At 37.5% G+C, this 19,327-nt stretch carries 17 protein-coding genes; 1 reads left to right on the forward strand and 16 read right to left on the reverse strand.

What is annotated here, in order from left to right; genetic code table 11:
• The first annotated feature begins 102 nt into the window (after positions 1 to 102).
• A complete protein-coding gene (infB, locus tag WH188_RS03200) occupies positions 103 to 3,273 on the forward strand; it encodes a translation initiation factor IF-2 (RefSeq protein ID WP_132771101.1) in 3,171 nt (1,056 codons plus the stop codon).
• 240 nt (positions 3,274 to 3,513) lie between these two features.
• Here infB and WH188_RS26250 read toward each other — a convergent pair whose 3' ends face one another.
• The 16 genes from WH188_RS26250 to WH188_RS03270 all read right to left on the reverse strand — a co-directional run bounded on the left by WH188_RS26250 (position 3,514) and on the right by WH188_RS03270 (position 19,017).
• Positions 3,514 to 3,894: a DUF2752 domain-containing protein gene (locus WH188_RS26250; RefSeq protein ID WP_132771102.1), complete on the reverse strand. Its 381-nt coding sequence runs from the start codon at positions 3,892 to 3,894 to the stop codon at positions 3,514 to 3,516.
• Positions 3,884 to 4,084 (reverse strand): CD225/dispanin family protein, encoded by a 201-nt coding sequence (locus WH188_RS26255; RefSeq protein WP_132771463.1) that lies wholly within the window; start codon positions 4,082 to 4,084, stop codon positions 3,884 to 3,886. The genes WH188_RS26250 and WH188_RS26255 overlap by 11 nt, the downstream gene beginning before the upstream one ends.
• A 71-nt stretch (positions 4,085 to 4,155) precedes the next feature.
• Entirely contained in the window at positions 4,156 to 4,587 is a 432-nt protein-coding gene (locus WH188_RS03205) for a DUF1579 family protein (protein ID WP_132771103.1), read from the reverse strand.
• Between the two features lie 62 nt (positions 4,588 to 4,649).
• Positions 4,650 to 5,396, reverse strand: a complete 747-nt coding sequence (locus WH188_RS03210; RefSeq protein ID WP_132771104.1) for a succinate dehydrogenase/fumarate reductase iron-sulfur subunit — start codon at positions 5,394 to 5,396, stop codon at positions 4,650 to 4,652.
• A gap of 14 nt (positions 5,397 to 5,410) precedes the next feature.
• Entirely contained in the window at positions 5,411 to 7,324 is a 1,914-nt protein-coding gene (locus tag WH188_RS03215) for a fumarate reductase/succinate dehydrogenase flavoprotein subunit (RefSeq protein ID WP_132771105.1), read from the reverse strand.
• Between the two features lie 23 nt (positions 7,325 to 7,347).
• On the reverse strand, positions 7,348 to 8,001 hold the full coding sequence (locus tag WH188_RS03220) for a succinate dehydrogenase cytochrome b subunit (RefSeq protein WP_031287985.1): 654 nt from the start codon (positions 7,999 to 8,001) through the stop codon (positions 7,348 to 7,350).
• A 10-nt stretch (positions 8,002 to 8,011) separates the two neighbouring features.
• Positions 8,012 to 9,442 (reverse strand): anion permease, encoded by a 1,431-nt coding sequence (locus WH188_RS03225; RefSeq protein WP_132771106.1) that lies wholly within the window; start codon positions 9,440 to 9,442, stop codon positions 8,012 to 8,014.
• 15 nt (positions 9,443 to 9,457) lie between these two features.
• On the reverse strand, positions 9,458 to 10,609 hold the full coding sequence (locus tag WH188_RS03230) for a porin (protein ID WP_132771107.1): 1,152 nt from the start codon (positions 10,607 to 10,609) through the stop codon (positions 9,458 to 9,460).
• A 403-nt stretch (positions 10,610 to 11,012) separates the two neighbouring features.
• Positions 11,013 to 11,579 (reverse strand): TlpA family protein disulfide reductase, encoded by a 567-nt coding sequence (locus WH188_RS03235; protein WP_132771108.1) that lies wholly within the window; start codon positions 11,577 to 11,579, stop codon positions 11,013 to 11,015.
• An 8-nt stretch (positions 11,580 to 11,587) separates the two neighbouring features.
• Entirely contained in the window at positions 11,588 to 12,691 is a 1,104-nt protein-coding gene (locus tag WH188_RS03240; RefSeq protein WP_132771109.1) for an efflux RND transporter periplasmic adaptor subunit, read from the reverse strand.
• A gap of 11 nt (positions 12,692 to 12,702) precedes the next feature.
• Positions 12,703 to 15,879 (reverse strand): efflux RND transporter permease subunit, encoded by a 3,177-nt coding sequence (locus WH188_RS03245; RefSeq protein ID WP_132771110.1) that lies wholly within the window; start codon positions 15,877 to 15,879, stop codon positions 12,703 to 12,705.
• A 9-nt stretch (positions 15,880 to 15,888) separates the two neighbouring features.
• A complete protein-coding gene (locus WH188_RS03250) occupies positions 15,889 to 17,277 on the reverse strand; it encodes a TolC family protein (RefSeq protein ID WP_132771111.1) in 1,389 nt (462 codons plus the stop codon).
• 118 nt (positions 17,278 to 17,395) lie between these two features.
• Entirely contained in the window at positions 17,396 to 17,797 is a 402-nt protein-coding gene (locus tag WH188_RS03255) for a hypothetical protein (RefSeq protein ID WP_132771112.1), read from the reverse strand.
• Positions 17,798 to 17,986: 189 nt separating this feature from the next.
• Entirely contained in the window at positions 17,987 to 18,346 is a 360-nt protein-coding gene (locus WH188_RS03260) for a DUF4180 domain-containing protein (RefSeq protein ID WP_132771113.1), read from the reverse strand.
• A gap of 36 nt (positions 18,347 to 18,382) precedes the next feature.
• Entirely contained in the window at positions 18,383 to 18,721 is a 339-nt protein-coding gene (locus tag WH188_RS03265) for a n-acetylglutamate synthase (protein ID WP_132771114.1), read from the reverse strand.
• The gene (locus WH188_RS03270) at positions 18,718 to 19,017 is read right to left on the reverse strand and encodes an antibiotic biosynthesis monooxygenase family protein (protein ID WP_132771115.1); all 300 of its coding nucleotides are present in this window, start codon (positions 19,015 to 19,017) and stop codon (positions 18,718 to 18,720) included. Before WH188_RS03270 ends, WH188_RS03265 begins: the two co-directional genes overlap by 4 nt.
• Between the last annotated feature and the right edge of the window lie 310 nt (positions 19,018 to 19,327).

The raw sequence follows: 19,327 nt of genomic DNA on the forward strand, positions 1-19,327 counted from the left end.
AAGCCACATAATTTATTTTCATCTCTATTTCGAATTTAATTGTTATAGAGATGTAAAAAAAACATATTTTTGTATTAAATATTTAATTAGTTAAAATAATAGATGACTGAAGGAAAAGGTACAAACCTGCTTAAAGCAGCAAAGGAACTCAATATTGGCATATCTACTGCCGTAGATTGTTTAGTGAAAAAAGGGTATGACGTCGACGCCAAACCTGGTACTAAGCTATCCGGAGAGATGTACAATGTGCTGTTGAAAGAGTTTCAAGGTGACAAGATCGTGAAAGATGAAGCTAAACAAATTGTGATTGGCAAAATTCGTCGTGATGAGTCGCCAGTCGCTTCTCCTAAAGAATCATCTAAAAATGACGATTATGAAGAAACTGCAGCTTCAAAAGATATTTTGATAAAAAATGCTGCGGTAAATACAAGAGAAGAATCTAATGCAGATAAAAAAGAGAATCCAGTTGAAAAGGTAACGGGTTCTGAGGCAAAGGAAAATTCATCAAATACACACACTGGAGGTATGAAGGTTGTGGGTAAAATTGATTTAGATGCTTTGAAAAGAGGATCTAAACCTAAGAAAGAGGAAACTCCAGAAGTGAAAGCTGAAACTCCAAAGGAAGTGGAGAAGAAGCCTGAGGTAGTTAAAGAAGCAACTCCTACAGCTCCAAAACCTATCGTAAAAGAAGAGCCTAAAGTAGAAGTTCCTAAAGCTCCGATAGTGGAAGCACAAAAAATAGAAGAGAAAGCGCCAGAAGCACCTAAGGTTGTCATTGCTGCACCTCAAAAAGTTGAAGTTAAAACTGAAGCTCCTAAAGTTCAAGAGAAGAAAGTGGTAGAAGAAAAGCCAAAAAATGAAAAACCTGCTGTGAAAGCACCGGTTGAAACTCCTGTAAAGGAAGTGAAAAAAGTTAATCCTGCAGATGAGGTTATTAGTGCTAAAGCAGAGAGATTAACAGGTCCAAAAGTAATTGGTAAGATTGAATTGCCTACGGCAAGACCTTCTCATCGCGATAAGCCTGTAGCATCTTCTTCAAGTGCTACTGGTAATGATCATAAGCGTAAACGTAAACGTACGAATAATACAGGAACTCCGCCTCAGGGTGGTGGTACCCATCCAAATCGTACTGGAGGTCCAAACCAAGGTGGTGGAAATCATCCAAATCGTACTGGTGGAAATCATCCAGCAGGGAATAATCAAAACCGCCCAGCAGGAGGTCCAGGAGGAAATAATCAAAACCGTCCAGCGGGAGGTCCAGGAGGACATCATAACCGTCCAGGAGGTCCAGGTGCAAATAAAGGTCGTCCAGCCTTCAACAATAGAAGTAATGGACCTAATGTGCCAAAAGAGGAGCCTACTGAAAAGGAAATCCAAGATCAAATCAAGGCTACATTAGCGCGCTTAAGTGGTGCTGGTAAGTCGGGTAAATTTGCTCAACGTGCGAAATTGAGACGTCAAAAACGTGACGATGTCGCAACTAACGCGGAGGAGGAAGCATTAGAAAGAGAAATGCAAGCAAAAGTGTTGCGTGTTACAGAATTTGTAACGGCAAACGAACTTGCTAACTTAATGGATGTGGCTGTTACACAAATTATCGCAACTTGTATGAGTTTAGGTATGTTTGTTTCAATTAACCAACGTCTAGATGCAGAAACTTTAACCATTGTTGCTGATGAATTTGGTTACCAAATTGAATTTATCAAACCTGAAGATGAAGAGATTGCTGATCTTGAAGAAGCTGACAATGAAGATGCATTGATTTCTCGTGCTCCGATTGTTACGGTAATGGGTCACGTCGATCACGGTAAAACATCTTTGTTAGATTACGTGCGTAAAGCAAATGTAACAGGTGGTGAAGCAGGTGGTATCACGCAACATATTGGTGCTTATGCGGTACAATTAGACGGTGGACGTAAGATCACTTTCTTAGATACTCCAGGTCACGAAGCCTTTACAGCGATGCGTGCTCGTGGTGCAAAAGTAACAGATATCGTAATTATCGTTATTGCAGCGGATGATGCTGTCATGCCACAAACGAAAGAAGCAATCAACCACGCACAAGCTGCTGGTGTGCCAATCGTATTTGCATTTACAAAAATTGACAAGCCAGGTGCTAATACAGATCGTATTAAAGAGCAGTTGTCTCAAATGAATATATTAGTAGAGGATTGGGGTGGTAAATACCAAGCACAGGAGATTTCAGCAAAAACTGGATTGAATGTGGATCTTTTATTAGAAAAAGTATTATTAGAAGCAGAGATGCTTGACTTAAAAGCTGATCCGAACAAACGTGCTGTTGGTTCTGTAATTGAAGCTGCTTTGGATAAAGGTAGAGGTATTGTGACAACAGTACTGATATTAGGAGGTACTTTACGTGTGGGAGATCCTATTTTAGCAGGTTCTCATAGTGGTAAAGTGAAAGCTTTAACAAATGAACGTGGTGAGCGTGTGAAAGAAGCAGGTCCTTCTGTACCGGTTCAAATCTTAGGTATGGCTGGGGCACCTACTGCAGGTGATAAGTTCTATACTATGGAGAGTGAATCTGAAGCTCGTAATGTGGCGAATAAACGTCTTCAATTACAACGTGAGCAAGGTATGCGTGCTACGAAACATATTACTTTGGATGAGATCGGTCGTCGTTTGGCAATCGGTAACTTTAAAGAGTTGAACGTGATCGTAAAAGGTGACGTGGATGGTTCGATCGAGGCATTATCTGATTCATTATTGAAATTATCAACACAAGAGATTCAAGTGAATGTAATTCATAAATCTGTGGGTGCTATCTCAGAGTCAGATGTTTTATTAGCTTCTGCTTCTGATGCAATTATCATCGGTTTCCAAGTTCGTCCATCTATAGGTGCACGTAAATTGGCTGAACAAGAGCAAATTGATATTCGTCTTTACTCTATCATTTACGATGCTATTGCAGAACTTAAATCGGCAATGGAAGGTATGTTGGCTCCGAAATTTGAAGAGAAAATCGTTGCTAACGTTGAGATCCGTGAAACGTTTAAAATCTCTAAGGTCGGTACAATTGCAGGTTGTATGGTCTTGGATGGTAAAATTAACCGCAATAATGATATTCGTATCGTCCGTGATGGTGTTGTTGTTTTCACAGGTAAATTAGCTTCATTGAAACGTTTCAAAGACGATGTGAAAGAAGTTTCATTCGGTTATGAGTGTGGTTTGAATATTCAAGGATATAATGATATTCAAGAAGGTGATATCGTTGAAGCATACGAACAAGTTGAAGTAAAACGTAAGTTGTAATTAAACAATTTATCATACATAAAAGGAGCGTTTTTAATAAGACGCTCCTTTTTTTATGAGTTTTAAAACACACAGATAGTTCTTGATAGGAATTGGGAGTTAATTATAAGATCTTATCCATATTCCTAAAGTAAGATCATTTCATTAAAATCGTGCAAATAGAACGGATGATCTGAAATGAGTATTTTTTACCGTAATGTTTTTTTTATATTAAAGCGACTTACAGTTACTGTTTCTACTTTATAAGTTTCTTACTATCCAAAAACCAATTACAATGATAAAAACGATTACAATTGCTTTATAACCAAATAGTATCTTTCGCCATTTAAGCATTTTTGGCGTCGGCGATTTTTGATATTCAAAGATTAATCCTGTGATGATATAGGGGATAGCGATGATCAGTAAAAAATTTTGCCTCCATGCGTTTTGGAGGTCAAAATTTAAAAGATAATGTATGGCGCGTTGTGATCCACATCCGGGACATTTGTAGCCTGTAATGACATAAAATGGGCATTTAGGAAAAATGTCATACTGTATCGGATTAAAGAACTTATATGTAAGAATTAAGATGAATAGAAGTATAATCCCAATGGACCATAGATAATATTTCTTAATTACCATAATTAAATATAGATCCAACAACACCTAAGATCATCAATAGTACATACAATACTGTCATCACAATGGAAACAATAAAACCAATTTTAGTCCATTTTTTAGCTTCATCTGATGCTCTTTGTGCACCTTGCAGATCTCCTGCATAGAATCTGTATAAAAGTACTTTTTCATATTTTAGAGTTTTATAATTTATTTAAATATAGAAAAAAAGGGCAGAGTTGATGTTTTTTGTAAAAAATTTTTATGCTTTACCCTATACCAACTTTATCTTTTTGTCAGTTTTATGTGTATAAAATCGTTCCAGATATTATGATCATTCAGCTGTTTCCAAATACCTGAAAATTCATTGTTCTCCTTACTGAACCCACCGTTAAACTTTAAGTTAGTTCCGGTAAATGTCCAAAGGTGATTGTCTAATATAGCATTCATAAAGCCAGATTGACCTTGATTGTTATAATATTGCATGCTGTAATGTTGACGTACGACGTCATATCCTATAATTTCATGGGTAAGGCTATTTGACGTTCCTATCATGACATTTGCCTGGTGCAAAATAAAAGAATTGTCTAGAATCCAATAATATGTATCAGTCCCTTTGATTTTAACTGCAGGAGCATTATTGGTTTTTAGAATAATACCTTCGGTATCCCAAGTTCCTATAAAATGATTTAAATGCTGTTTTGCTATTTGATCCATTTTTGATTCTTAAGGTCAATTTTTTTATGAACTGTAGTCCAGAATATTGGTATTTACAACCTTTATTTTTTTAATAGATGTGCTCGATTATATTCATAATTCATTCGTGCAATATTGAGTACTGAAATACCTTGTGGACATTCAACTTCACAGGCTTCCGTATTGGAGCAGTGGCCAAAGAGTTCTTCATCCATTTGATTCACCATAGCAATGACCCTGGTAAGTCTTTCTTCTTTACCTTGTGGGAGTAATACCATATGGTTGATTTTGGCTGATGTAAAAAGGGCCGCACTTCCATTTTTACAGGTGGCAACACAGGCTCCACATCCGATACAGGCAGCAGCATCAAATGCCGCTTCTGTCACTTGATGTGTTACGGGAATGGTCAGTGCGTCCGGTGCTTGTCCTGTATTGATTGATACAAATCCACCTGAAGAGATAATGCGGTCAAATGCAGAACGATCTACTTTTAAATCTTTTTTTACAGGAAATGCTTCAGATCTAAATGGTTCGATAAAAACCACTTCACCATCTTTGAAGGACCTTAAATGTAATTGACAGGTAGTGGTATTTTTCAGCGGTCCATGCGCAATACCATTTATCATCATACCACATTGTCCACAGATTCCTTCACGACAGTCGTGGTCAAATTCAACAGGTGTGTCATTCGCTAATATGAGCTTTTCATTTAATGTATCTAGCATCTCTAAAAAGGACATATGCGGATTGAGGTTTTCCAAAGTATAGTCTACAAGTTTGCCATCAGCATTTTTATTCTCTTGTCTCCATATTTTTAGATGTAATTTCATAGCTTGAATTTTAATTATTTATAACTACGTACAATTGGTTGAATGACTTCAAAAGATAGTGGTTCTTTATGAAGAATGGGAACAGATGCGTTGTTCCATTCCCATGCCGAAATGAATTGATATTCCGCATCATTTCTTTTTGCTTCGCCTTCAGCTGTCTGATATTCTTCACGGAAATGTGCACCACAAGATTCATTTCTAGTCAAGGCGTCATAGCACATTAATTCTCCAATTTCGAGGTAATCAGCGACTCTTCCTGCTTTCTCTATTTCTGTATTCATTGTTTCCTCATTTCCCGGAATATGAACATTTCTATAAAACTCTTCCCGTAATTTCTGAATCTCCAAGATTGCGAATTTTAATCCGGCTTCATTTCGTGCAAGGCCACAGTAATCATATAGTATTTTACCAAGAGTTTTATGGTAATAATCCACAGTTTTGGTTCCTTTGCTTTTGCTGAATTGTTGCAATTGTGTTCTGACTTCTTGCTCTGCTTTCTCAAATTCCGTATGATCCGTTGATATTTTTCCCGTGTGGATATCATCTGAGAGATAATTTGCTATGGTATAGGGAGCAATAAAATAGCCATCCACGGAGGCTTGAAGGAGAGAATTTGCTCCTAATCGATTAGCTCCGTGGTCTGCAAAATTAGCTTCTCCTAAAGCAAATAACCCAGGAATTGTCGTCATTAATTCATAATCTACCCAAAGTCCTCCCATTGAAAAGTGGGCCGATGGAGAAATCATCATTGGTACTTGATAAGCATTATAACCGGTAATTTTTTCATACATGTCGAATAAATTACCATACTTTTCTTTTATTTTGTCTATTCCTTGTTCTTTAATGGCTTTAGAAAAATCCAGATAAACGGCATTTTTTAGGGGACCGATTCCAAATCCGGCATCAATTCTTTCTTTTGCAGCGCGTGAAGAAATATCTCTAGGGGCTAGATTTCCAAATGCGGGGTATCTTCTTTCCAGATAATAATCTCTTTCTTGTTCTGGAATGTCATTAGCAGAGCGCTGTTCATTTTCTTTAAGTGGTACCCATATGCGTCCATCATTTCTTAAAGACTCGGACATGAGTGTTAATTTAGATTGATAATCTCCAGACTGCGGTAATGATGTCGGATGAATCTGAATCCAGCTTGGGCTGGCCATTAATGCACCTTTTTTATGCGCTCTCCATATAGCAGAACCATTGCAACCCATCGCTAAAGTCGAAAGATAATAGATTTTCCCATAGCCTCCAGTAGCCAGTACAACAGCATGTGCGGCATGGCGTTCAATCTCGCCGGTATCTAGATTTCTGATAATTACACCACGCGCTTTTCCTTCTATAATCACTAGATCTAACATTTCATGACGGGCATGTAATTTGACTGTTTTTTTTCCGACTTGACGCATAAGTGCTTGATAAGATCCAAGTAGCAATTGCTGTCCGGTCTGTCCTCTTGAATAAAATGTTCGGCTTACTTGAACACCACCGAAAGAACGATTGTTGAGATAGCCTCCATATTCTCGACCAAACGGGACACCTTGAGCAACGGCTTGATCGATGAGATTGAGGGAACATTCAGCCATTCTGTATACATTAGCCTCTCGCGAACGAAAATCTCCTCCTTTTAAAGTATCAACAAACATCCGGTAGATGCTATCGCCATCATTCTTATAATTTTTTGCGGCATTGACACCGCCCTGCGCCGCGACAGAATGGGCGCGTCTTGGACTGTCTTGAAAACAAAATGATTTTACATTATAACCCATTTCACCCAATGATGCAGCAAGAGAGCTTCCCGCTAGCCCAGTTCCTATTACGATGACATCTAGTTTTTTACGGTTTGCCGGATTGACTAATTTTGCAGTTTTTTTATAGTTTTCCCATTTTTTCTCTAAAGAACCTTCGGGGATTTTTGCATCTAAATTCATATTCTTAAAATATAAAGGTTTAGCTATTGTGTCAAATAAATGTAGATGGGCATCATAGCAAACCCTACACTAATAATAATGGAGTAGGCTATGCCACAGGTTTTGATCCACTTTACATATTTTGGATGAAAGAGCCCTAAAGTACGAATGGCACTATGTACACCATGAATGAGGTGGTAGCATAATGCAACCATAGATAAGACGTAAATGAGCACATACCACCATTCTTTAAATGTGGTTACTACCAAAATATAAAGATCTTTATTACCATTGCTATCTATTGGTGGACTCCCGAATTTATAGACGTACCAAAAATTTTGAAAATGAATGACTAGAAATATTAAAATAATGGTACCTAGAATACCCATGTTGCGACTATACCATTTACTCGCCCTTTGTCTTTGATCACGTTGGTACTGTTTTCCGGATTTTCTATTTTTAAGGGTAATGACCAAAGCATCCAGGGCATGTATCAGAATGCTTGAATAAAGTACATATGAAACTATTTTTATTAAAATATTACCAGATAGAAATTGAGAATAGGCATTGAACTGTGTATGGGCCTGTTCGGAAGGTAAAAACAGTTGCAAATTTCCTAAAAAGTGAATGATAAGGAAAAAACATAGGAATAAACCTGTCAAACACATTACTAATTTTCGAGATAGGGTTGATAACATAAGCAAAGAATTAATAATAACCGATTATTTTCATCCACAGACCACCAACTGCCATGTAGATCACGAGTAACAGCACTCCAATTTCAAAACCCTTTACCCACCATGACTTGAGATCTACATAGCCACTACCGAAATAAACAGGAGCAGGACCATGTCCATAATGTGTAAGGACACCATATATAGATCCTACGAAACCAAGCATCATCGCCAATAGCATACCTGGTATACCTAAGGAAACTCCTACTCCGAGCATAGCGGCGTACATTGCCGCAACATGTGCAGTGGCACTGGCAAAAATATAATGGCTGTAGAAATAGACTAAAATGATGACAGGAAAGGCAACAATCCAATTTAATCCGCCGATCTCCGTTTTGATCAAATCACTGAACCAGCCAATAAAACCAAGTTCATTTAAAGAGCTGGCCATCATGACAAGTACTGCAAACCACACAATGGTGTCCCATGCTCCTTTCTCTGATTTTACATCTTCCCAAGTCAGGACAGATGTGAGCAATAACAGTGTCAGTCCAATAAATGCTGTAGTTGTGGCATCTATGGATAGTGATCCTCCGAAAATCCATAATCCCAACAATATAAAAAAAGCAAGTAACATCAGCCATTCATTTGTTTTTATAGCACCCATTTCTTTTAATTTTTCAGTAGCCATCTTAGGTGCATCAGCAGTTTTTTTTAGTTCTGGTGGGTATAATTTGTATAAAACTAACGGAACAATAAAAAATGCAACAATTCCGGGTACAAATCCAGCTGCAGCCCACGACATCCAAGTGATATTTATACCCAAATCTGCAGCGAATTTCTGACACATGGGATTACTCGCTGTTCCAGTAAGAAACATTGATGAGGCAATGAGGTTCATGTAATAACTATTAAGCGTTAAATATGAACCGATTTTTTTATGAGTGCTCGGATCTTCTGGCAGAGATCCAAAACTAATAGCCATTGATTTCATAATGGGGTAGATGATACCTCCACCACGGGCAGTATTACTAGGAATAGCAGGAGCAAGACAAACGTCTGCAAGCCCCAATCCATAAGCTAATCCCAAAGAACTTTTTCCGAATATTTTGATAAATATAAATGCTATTCTATTTCCTAAGCCGGTTTTAATAAAACCTCTTGCTATAAAAAATGAGATTCCTATAAGCCAGATTACTTTATCACCAAAGCCACTTAATGATTTGGTAATGGATAGAGAGGCATTACCAGGAGCTAGAACCTGTGTAAAAGCGGTGAACCCAATGGCCAACATACACATGGTACCCATAGGAGCAGCTTTTAGTATGATACCCAGGATTGTTGCCGCAAATATAGCAAATAGGTGCCAAGCCTCGGGTGACACACCCTTTGGTATAGGTATAAACCAAATAATCAATGCGAAAGCAAAGGTTATACCCATCTTTTTAATGTCCACTTCTTTCATATTTTCTGTTTAAGGTTATAATCGACTTTGTACTTGTAAAATGAACAAATTACCATTGTATTTGTTTGTACTTTCAATTTGATGTTTATAATAATCCATCTGCATACCCATTTGTATTCTAGCCCCGTAGTTTTTGAGAAATTCCAAGCTTACCATAGGAACTAAAGACTGTCTGGGATTAGATTTTTGTCTGAAATCAGTATCTAAGTATTCATATCTACAAGAAAACTCAATAGCTTTCAGGTTTTTATAATCAATTTCATAACGCATATTCGGTAAGAAGTAAGCTCCTCGCATTTGGTATTGATAAATATCTTGTAGTCGCTCTGTTTCTTCGAGACTGAAGTATAGATTGTGATTAATCGCCTGCTTAGCTTCGATCTGAAAATCTATATTCCATTTATGTGCAAGCTGAAATTTAGACGATACATCAAATGCTAAAGCATGTACATTTCTTTTAAACACGGTACCCGTACCACCGTTTAAACCAATACTGAAATCATATTTTTTTGCCAGATCAAATACGATCCTTGTTAAAAATTGTTTTCCATTATCTTTATCCGAAACCTGATTTTTTCCATTTCCATTCACAACAGAAACGGCATAACGCATTGGTATGGTTCCTAACGGTAATGTACCGCCTACGGAAGCCCCAATTTGAAAACTTGTCCAACCATTTTTTCCAAATTCGGTATATTGGTTAGACCATTCCAATGATTTGATGATATCCACGGGATAAGTTTCTTCTAATCCAAACCAAGGTCTGAACTGTCCAACGGTAATGGCAACTTTGGGATTAAAACTGTACCGTAGGTAAGCGTTCTCTAAAACTCGGGTCTTGGGATCATTTTTAAAATCAGCAAAATTTGCTAAAGCAACAACTTCTACTCTTCTGCTAATTTGTCCTTTGAGTTGCGCGCGCATGTATTTGAGCGAAAAGGAATTATTTGTGCCCTTATCATCTGTATGGTGAAGGCCTTCTACATCAACATTTTTTTTAAGACTTGTTGTAAACCTTCCTTGAAAAAGCCCCTTGAACTGAAATTTGGGGTAACTTTCTAAAATTTCTCCTTGCGTACTATCGGGCACTTGGGCGCGAGCCGATATACTGTATAAAAGTAAAAATCCAATTAAAGTGCATGTTGGAAAAGGTAAGTTTTTTTTCATATAAAATAGTTAATGTAAAAGAACAGGGAATTATGAGCTATAAATTTTAATCTATAGCGCGTATTTTATAGTCTATTTGGTTACTAATGAGCACAACTTGCTTTGCTCATATATAAAAATAAGGAGATAAATCTATATAATGAAGGAAAAAATATAATAATTCAATATTTTTTTAAGTTCAAAGATTATTTCATGCTGTTTTGTAAAAAAGTCTAGCAAAAGTGCTTTCTTATTGTTTAATATAGAAGTAACATTTCTTTGCTGTGCTTGAGCATTGGATTCTTTTGATTGCTCACTTCGGGAGAAGTAAATTAATGAGTATAAAAAAAGCCTTCATCGTGGACAGATGAAGGCTTTTGGTCTCACTATATTAATAATGAGCTACATTTTTTACAATAAGGTATTAATTGCTTTGAATAAGCTCATTCAAAGATTTTGCTATTTCAGGATCTGCGTAATCACGCCCACCTTCCATACGATCTACCATCTCTCCCTTTTTGTTAATGATTACCGTAGTTGGTATTGCATTTCCTAAGAAATCTTGCGGAATATCGCCATTTGGAATATACACTTGTAAATCATATTTATTTTCGGTCATAAATGCTTTTGATTTTTCCATCGTGCCATCTACATCTACCATTAAAAATACGATCTCATCATTACCCTTGAAGGATTGTTTTAAAGTGTTGATAGAAGGCATTTCATGAATACAGGGAGGGCACCACGTCGCCCAAAAGTTAATGAATACCACTTTACCTTTTAGTGAGCTTAGGGTGATATCTTTTCCATCTTCATCTTTAAAGCTAACCTCGTTTGCTTGGATAGCTTTAGTAGCCACTGTACTATCCTCTGCTGTTTCGTCCGACTTTGAATTTTGCGTGTCTTTAGTTTTTGAATTGCAGGATATAGCTGTAATGCTGCATGCAATCAAAAGCATGCCGATCATTTTCCTATTGAATTGGATTTTCATATTTATTTCTATTTGTTTATTTTTCCTTCTTTAATTTCTTCTGATGGCTTTAATATGATTTGACTTTCTGTCGAAATTTGGCCAAATACTTCCGTTAACGTATCCAAATGTACGCCTTCCTTGACAGGAATGCGTTTAATTTCTTGATCGTCTAATATAAGTATAAAAGTGCCAGCCTGTGTCGTTAGAACACTTTTTTTAGGTACCCAACTAGATGGAGTCTTACGTTTTAGTTTTAATTTAACTTGTGCATAGTCGCCTCCTTGTAATTCGCGTGATGGATTGTCGACATCAAATTCTAGTGTAAGTGACCGATCTTGCTGATTCAGTAATCCTGAAGTACGGGATAATGTTGTCTCAAATGTTTTTCCAGGCTGTGAACTTACGGTGAAATTCGCTTGGACACCTTGCTGAACAGAAGCCGCATGTTTTTCTGGAAGTGACAAAGTTAAGCGTAATTTATTACCTTGTGCCATCATGAACAGCGACTGGTTGGATGAAGTTCCTGCCAATGCTCCTACGGAAACATTTCGCTCTGTAATGACGCCATCGAAAGGGGCAGTGATACGCAGATATTGCTGTAATTGTGATGTATGGGTCGTACCAGCTTTAGAAGCTTCGTAAGCTGCACGTGCACTTTCAACAGAACTTTTTGCTCTGTCTAATTCAATTGCCGCTACAGCACCGGCTGTCGCTGATGCATCTTTCAAACGATCATATGCTTGTTGTGCAAAGAGGTAATCGTTATATATCTTTTGCTCAGTAGCTTTGTCAGAAAGATATCGTTGATTCATTTCAGGGGCCTCTAGTATCGCCAATAGCTGTCCTTTACGTACATGATCACCACGGTCTACATATAACTGTTTTACAAATCCTGATACTTTTGCAAAAACAGCCACCTGTTCATAAGGTTTCAGTTCTGCTGGAACTGAAATCTCATATTCCGGATTTATGAACTGTACCGCCACAGTACTATAATTTATTTGTTTGTCCACCTTTTTATTCTCTTTTTTAGTTTTTTGTTCTTGCTGAGCGCATGACATACATGTAATTAGGAGCAAAGCAAAGCCAGTTAAACTTGATATTTTATATTTAGAGATTGTCGTATTCATGATGTGATATTTTATAGGGATGATGTTTTTTTATTAGAATAATACTGACTTGTCTCATCATCAGGATCTAGAGATGGGCTACTAACTGATGTTCTGGACATGAGTGAAGAAAAGAAATGCGGTAGAAGCAGTAAAATAACAATTGTAGATGCAATAAGACCGCCAATAACAGCTCTACCGAGAGGTGCTACTTGTTCGGCGCCATCTCCAATACCTATCGCCATAGGCAACATACCGGCAAGCATGGCCGCGGCAGTCATTAATATCGGACGCAATCTTGACGAAGCAGCTAATCTTGCCGCGTTTGTAGGTTTTAAGGCCATGTTTCTTCTGTAATATTCAGCTTGATTTATGAGCAATACGGCATTGGATACCGATACACCAATGGACATGATAATACCCATATATGATTGTAAATTAAGAGTACTGTTCGTAAGAAATAATATAATTAAGCTCCCCGTAATCACAGCAGGAATGACTGATAGGATAATTAAAGGAACTTTAAAAGACTGGTAGTACGCAGATAACATCAAGAAAATAGCAATAATAGCTACAGCTAATCCTGTCAAAAGATTGCCTAATGTGTCGTCAAGAAGTTGCATTGTACCTTCAGTCCATATACTAACACCACGTGGAGGTTCGCCCGCATCTTTTATAGCTTTTTTTACGGCTGTAGAAGCTGTTCCCAAATCTTGATTGTAGACATTTGCTATGATCGTGACATATCGGTTAGGACCTTTGCGGTTTACTTGTGCCGGAGCGGTTACTCGGCGAACAGTAGCAATATCTTCAAGTACCGGACGGAGGTTTCCTTTCTTTAAAGGAAGCGATTTAAGCCTTTCTTCTGATGACATGATATGCTCGGGGATCTGAACCTGAACTTGAAAAACAAGCCCCGATTTCGGATCTACCCAAAGATTTTTATCTGTAAAACGGGTAGAAGAGGTGGCGGTCACTAAGCTCTTCGTAATTTCCTGCATGGTCAATCCAAACTGTCCGGCCAAGTCACGGTTAACTTCAATTTCAAGAGTAGGGTAGGCGATTGGTTCAGCAATTCGTACATCTCGTAAATAAGGTATTTCTTTCAAATTCGATTCAATTTTCGAAGCATGTGTATTTGCTGCTTTAAGCTGTCCGGCACCAACTTTAATTTCAATGGGCGTCATAGCTCCCTGTCCCATTATTTTTTCTGTCAGTTCCATCGGTTCAAAATTGAACTTTATCTGTGGATGATTCTGAGTTATTGAAGTTCTTATTTTTTCTTTCAGGTCCTCCATAGATCCAGCATACAAATTTTGATCTACGGATACTTGCAGTACCGCTTCATGTGAAGAACTTGTGAACAGAAAAATAGGATTGATCGGGGATGTAGCAGGTTGCATGCCTACGAAAGCAGAAGTTATCGCTATGCCATCTTCAGGAAGCTGTGTTTTGATAGCATCAGTAATGGAGTTGACGATCTGTTCTGTTTTTTCGATTCTGCTTCCTTGTGGGGCTTGTATACGTAATTGGAAGTCACCACTATTTGATACAGGCATGACATCGGTTCCGACGAAATTTAATAATAAACCGATTGTTCCCCCAGAAAGTACGATATAGAGTAAAAAAAGACCAAGTGATTTTGCGGACCACTTACGCATTCTGTAAGAATAATTTACTCTGAATTTCTCAAAAAAAGCTTTTTTTCTATTCGTTTTACTTACAATTTCCTGTTTATTTTTCATTAACCAATTCGCCAAAATAGGTACGAATGTTTGAGAGGCAATAAAGGATGCTACCATTGCAAATGCTACAGCCATTGATAAAGGAATAAACATGTCCTTAGGAATACCGGTCATAATGAAAGCAGGAGTTAACACTGCTAAAATGCAAAGTAGAATTAAAAGCTTTGGAACAGATATTTCAAGCAACGCATCTAAAATAGCGCGCTGTTTTCCTTTTTTCATTTCCATATGTTGATGGATGTTTTCGATCGTCACTGTAGCTTCATCGACAAGAATACCGATCGATAGGGCTAAGCCGCTTAGTGTCATGATGTTGATGGTTTGTCCAAATAGGTAAAGAACCATAACAGCCGAGAGTATAGCGATCGGTATTGTCAGTACTACGATAAAAGCCCCCCGCGTATCTCCTAGAAATAAGAAAATCATCAATCCCGTAAAAACAGCACCGAGTATGCCTTCATGTATCAGATTAGAAAGTGAGCGCTCAATGTATTTGGATTGATCAAACTCGTAACGGACATCCACATCTTCCGGAAGTTGATTCTTTAATTTATCCATGGAGGACTTTAAATTATTTACAGCATCTAGTGTAGAAGCATCTGCTTTTTTGATGATAGGCAGGTATACGGAGCGTTTCCCGTTGACCAATGCATATCCCACTGTTTGATCTGCGCCATCTGACACTGAAGCGACATCTCTGACATAGATGGTACGGTTGTCAGTGGTCTTGATCGGTGTATTTAAAAACTCCTCCGGATTTTTAGCGATTGAATTAATTGGAGCCATTAAATTTTCATCGCCTATACGGATATTTCCGGCAGGAGAAGGAATACTGCTTTTGGTGATGGCAATTGTAATGTCTTCGGCACTTAGTCCGCTGGCCTGCATCGCTTCGGGATCAATATCGACGACAATTGAACGCGCATTACCTCCAAAAGGTGCGGGTGCGGTGATCCCGGGGATTTCGACAAACATCGGTCTGATTTTGGTTAATACAAGTGTCTGTATTTCATTGATCGAGAGTTTGTCACTTTCAAAGACCAACTGACCTACCGGTAATGAACTTCCATCAAAACGGACTACCATCGGCGGTACTGCACCAGCAGGTAGAAAGCCCATCGCTCTTGAAACTGAAGTAGATACTTCTCCGGCTACTTGTGCCATGTTGGTACCTGGATAAAAGGTAAGCTTCATCAGGCTGAGCCCCTGTACACTTTTAAAGTCTATATTTTTAACACCGCTGACAAATAGGAGCACCTTCTGAAATTCATTTGCCATAAATCCGTCCATATAGGCCGGGGATAATCCGCCATAAGGCATAGCGATATACATAGCCGGTAATTCAACTTCAGGAAAGATGTCTACATTGATTTTTTTTATTGTGCTATAAGAAAAAAAGGCAATCGTAATGACCGCTACCATGATAGCAATGGGTTTCCTGAGCGCAAATCTTATTAGATTCATATCTATATATTAAAGGTTATTAAACAGATAATCGAAATTGGCCGTTAGCTCTGACTCATATGCCAGTAACATCCAATACGAACGGGAGGCTTCGATATGATTATTCTCGGCCTGTTCAAGTAAAATGCGGATCTGTAATAATTCACTAAGCGTGATCAGTCCACTTTTATAACGGGCTAGATACATACCATAAGCATCTTGTGCCTGTTTAACGGCGATTTGAGATTTTTGTAACTGCTTATATTGCCAGTGGCTTTTTGTTTGAGATGCTGATAGATCTGCTTCCATCGCATCCTGATATTGCGTTTGCAATAATTTAGCGCTGTTGGCCTCTTCATTTAATCCTTTACCTTTTAATCGGTTTGTATATAAACTTGTTATATTCCATGTTATGCCTATACCGACAAGCATATTATTCGTGTTATTTCTAAAACCGTCTTGCCATGCACTTGAACTTTTACCATTGGAGTTAACACCTGTTCCTCGGTAAGCATAGCCACCTAGTAGCTTTAATGATGGCATCGCTGCTCTCTTTTGGGCTTCTCCGCTTTGCGTATAGTATTGCATCTGTTTGCCTAATGCAGCTAATATTGGATGACTGTCGTTGATGCCCTGACTAGCATTTACATCCTGACTTTCCATAGGAGCTGAAAAATGCCGAATGGATGAACTGTACATAACAGTATCTTGATCATATAGTTCTTGGAGTTTGATATAGGAAGCATACTTATTACCGTTCCATTTATCATGCTCACCCATGGCCTGCACATAAGAAGAAGTAGCCAAAAGACTATCTGCCGCAGGTTTAAGACCCGAAGCCGCTAAACCTGAACTGATTTTACGGATATCATCTAAGCGTTCCGTATTTTTTTTAGACCATTCTAATTTTGCATGATTATAAAGCAATGTGATGTAGCGTTCAGAAAGTACTTTTTTGAGATTTAGGATGTAAGCATCCTGTTCACTAACTTTTTTCTGAACTAGCGTTTCTGCCACTTCATTTTCTTTTTTAAGTCTACCAAAGGTGAACAATTCCCATTCAACAGTAGCCGAAGCAAAGCTATTTGCTGCTAAACTGCTTCCTTCTAATGCTCCAGGATTACCGCTTACATTAAAAAAACCGGGCTGCGGAAAGAAAGCTCCGGCACTCCCTTCATAAGTGCCATAGGTGTTTTGAAATTGTGTTTTTACTTGTGGAAGATGAGTACTTTTTACAGCTTTGGCATTTAGCTCGGCCGCATTTATAGCAATTTTTTTAACAGCTATTCCAGGGTAGTTTTCTTCCACCTGAGACCATAAACTGCCCAGTGTGTTTTCTTTTTTTTGCTGTCCGTATAAGGGTAGCACGGATGCAAGGGCAAGCCACATACATATAGCTGCCACTATGTCTTTTATCATAATGATATTATGTTTTTGAAAAGCCGTTGAAATAACAACAAGCTGTCTAGAATAAAATAGAAGTTTTGCCTATTGAAAAGTAATGATCAATAGGATTATAGGAAGGTAAAAAGAAGTACTAAATTTGGAGATTGCGATCTCTTATAAAAATAGGAATGGAGCCTGATAGTTTCAGATTACCATAATTGGGGTGTACTTGTTGACTGCGGATAACAATGTTAAGCAGCAACATAAACGCAAGGGTAAATAATACAAGTGGAGTAAAATCACCAACATGAAAAGAAACAGCTTGTGATATCTGTGTATCTGTGCTTTCACTATTGATACATTTTTCAGCTACGTTGCTGGAAAATAGATTTCCATTTTTTATCGGAGCTTTTGTTGTATTACTTGTTATATCTGCCCAGCTTTTAATGCTACTTTTTATTGCACAGGAAGTCAACAGTACACAAAAAACCGTTGCAACGACAAATAAGATGCGTTGCGATTTTCTTGTGATATGTAGTCTAAAGCGGTTCATATAAAGGTAAAGCTAGGGCTTTTTATGCGAGCCAGCAAATATTGGGTGGTGTTTTTTTCATATCTAACAGTTTTGTTGCTGAAGCAGGTTTTTTCTAAAAAACAGAAAATTTAAATTTTATACTTCATTCAAGCTTATGAATAATACTTGCATTGCCAGTGAAAGTTCAAAATCACTCCTTCATGTTTTTTATTTTGCAAGAAGTGATAGTGCCTCCTCTAGTGTTTTTACAAAATTAACCTGTCTTCCTTTATTACTTTCATATATGAAATCAATTATGCTTTTGGAAGTGAATTTTGAAAAATCACCTATGATAATGATTTGCATGCGGTAATTAGAAAACTTTTGCAATACCTCTCCTGCGATTTTATTTTTGAGATCAAAAAAATCTGATATCAAATTTTTTTCGTGTACGATTACTTTAGAGAGATCCTCATAATAAAGATTTCCTATTAAATCTACGGCATCATCTGCCGTTTTTATGACTACAGCCTCGGAAATTAATTCTGCTACTTTAATGTGATTGATCTGGTGGAACGTGAAATTCATTATTTATTGTTTTAGTATTGGTATTCAAGATATGGTTTACAATTCTTCAATAATAGACTGCCCTAAAGATAGGTCTCCCGAAGTCCATTGCCAGCGTTCATGTAATCTTATCTTTCCATTCGGTAAGATTTCAGGTTTAGATTTACAGATTCCAGTCATTAATTTTCCTTCTCTATTCACCTGTTGATAGCGCATATCAATTTCCCTCTGCTCATTCACGATACTAATCAATTGACCATGGATGATTTTACCTCCATTATATTGAGCTGTTACAATAGAGTCAAGCTGTTTATAGTGGAAAACTGTTTCATGGGATGTTTCTCCATTATTGCTATTGTTTACAGCAGAAAAACGTTTGTTATTATAATTTATCATATTTTTTGAGGTAAATCTTCGTAATGAAAAACTTGAGGAAAGGGATCATAATAGTCGTGAAGCAGCTCTTTCCATTTTAAATATTGCGGAGACTGGCGGAATCCAATTTCATGTGCTTCTACAGAACTCCACTCCACTAGAAGTACATACTGGTTTTCTACCTCGATACATTTTTTTAGTGAATGCCTTATATAGCCGTCAATAGTTGCAATATATTGGCTGGCTGTGATGAAATCATTTTCAAATGCAAGCTGCTTACCTGCTTTTATATGTAATATCGCTAATTCTAATATCATCGGTTTGTTTAAATTATCAGTGAAAATCAAATATCATTGTGAATTGTTCTTAATACAAATTGCAATAAAAACACGTTGAAGTCTTTTATTATTAATATTGCAATTTAAAAAATATTTGATAGAATAAGATATATAGGCTACTGTGATATAGATGGAGTTTCTTTTTTGGATAGAGCGAGGGATTTGAGCCTTGTTCGTAACTCCTTGGTTTTGTTTCTTTTATAGTGCCTGGTTTTTGGGGGGCTCTAAAAGGTTTCGCTAAATCCAGTTTTCGTTTTCTACTTCTGATTTCTTATACAAAGATACGATA

The sequence above is a fragment of the Sphingobacterium sp. MYb388 genome (assembly GCF_037479535.1).
GTDB lineage: Bacteria > Bacteroidota > Bacteroidia > Sphingobacteriales > Sphingobacteriaceae > Sphingobacterium > Sphingobacterium anhuiense.

Excerpts from the sequence above, each read along its gene's own strand:
- infB (WP_132771101.1), top strand. The coding sequence starts at position 103 with ATGACTGAAGGAAAAGGTACAAACCTGCTTAAAGCAGCAAAGGAACTC.
- WH188_RS26250 (WP_132771102.1), bottom strand. The coding sequence starts at position 3,894 with ATGGTAATTAAGAAATATTATCTATGGTCCATTGGGATTATACTTCTA.
- WH188_RS03205 (WP_132771103.1), bottom strand. The coding sequence starts at position 4,587 with ATGGATCAAATAGCAAAACAGCATTTAAATCATTTTATAGGAACTTGG.
- WH188_RS03210 (WP_132771104.1), bottom strand. The coding sequence starts at position 5,396 with ATGAAATTACATCTAAAAATATGGAGACAAGAGAATAAAAATGCTGAT.
- WH188_RS03215 (WP_132771105.1), bottom strand. The coding sequence starts at position 7,324 with ATGAATTTAGATGCAAAAATCCCCGAAGGTTCTTTAGAGAAAAAATGG.
- WH188_RS03220 (WP_031287985.1), bottom strand. The coding sequence starts at position 8,001 with ATGTTATCAACCCTATCTCGAAAATTAGTAATGTGTTTGACAGGTTTA.
- WH188_RS03225 (WP_132771106.1), bottom strand. The coding sequence starts at position 9,442 with ATGAAAGAAGTGGACATTAAAAAGATGGGTATAACCTTTGCTTTCGCA.
- WH188_RS03230 (WP_132771107.1), bottom strand. The coding sequence starts at position 10,609 with ATGAAAAAAAACTTACCTTTTCCAACATGCACTTTAATTGGATTTTTA.
- WH188_RS03235 (WP_132771108.1), bottom strand. The coding sequence starts at position 11,579 with ATGAAAATCCAATTCAATAGGAAAATGATCGGCATGCTTTTGATTGCA.
- WH188_RS03240 (WP_132771109.1), bottom strand. The coding sequence starts at position 12,691 with ATGAATACGACAATCTCTAAATATAAAATATCAAGTTTAACTGGCTTT.
- WH188_RS03245 (WP_132771110.1), bottom strand. The coding sequence starts at position 15,879 with ATGAATCTAATAAGATTTGCGCTCAGGAAACCCATTGCTATCATGGTA.
- WH188_RS03250 (WP_132771111.1), bottom strand. The coding sequence starts at position 17,277 with ATGATAAAAGACATAGTGGCAGCTATATGTATGTGGCTTGCCCTTGCA.
- WH188_RS03255 (WP_132771112.1), bottom strand. The coding sequence starts at position 17,797 with ATGAACCGCTTTAGACTACATATCACAAGAAAATCGCAACGCATCTTA.
- WH188_RS03260 (WP_132771113.1), bottom strand. The coding sequence starts at position 18,346 with ATGAATTTCACGTTCCACCAGATCAATCACATTAAAGTAGCAGAATTA.
- WH188_RS03265 (WP_132771114.1), bottom strand. The coding sequence starts at position 18,721 with ATGATAAATTATAATAACAAACGTTTTTCTGCTGTAAACAATAGCAAT.
- WH188_RS03270 (WP_132771115.1), bottom strand. The coding sequence starts at position 19,017 with ATGATATTAGAATTAGCGATATTACATATAAAAGCAGGTAAGCAGCTT.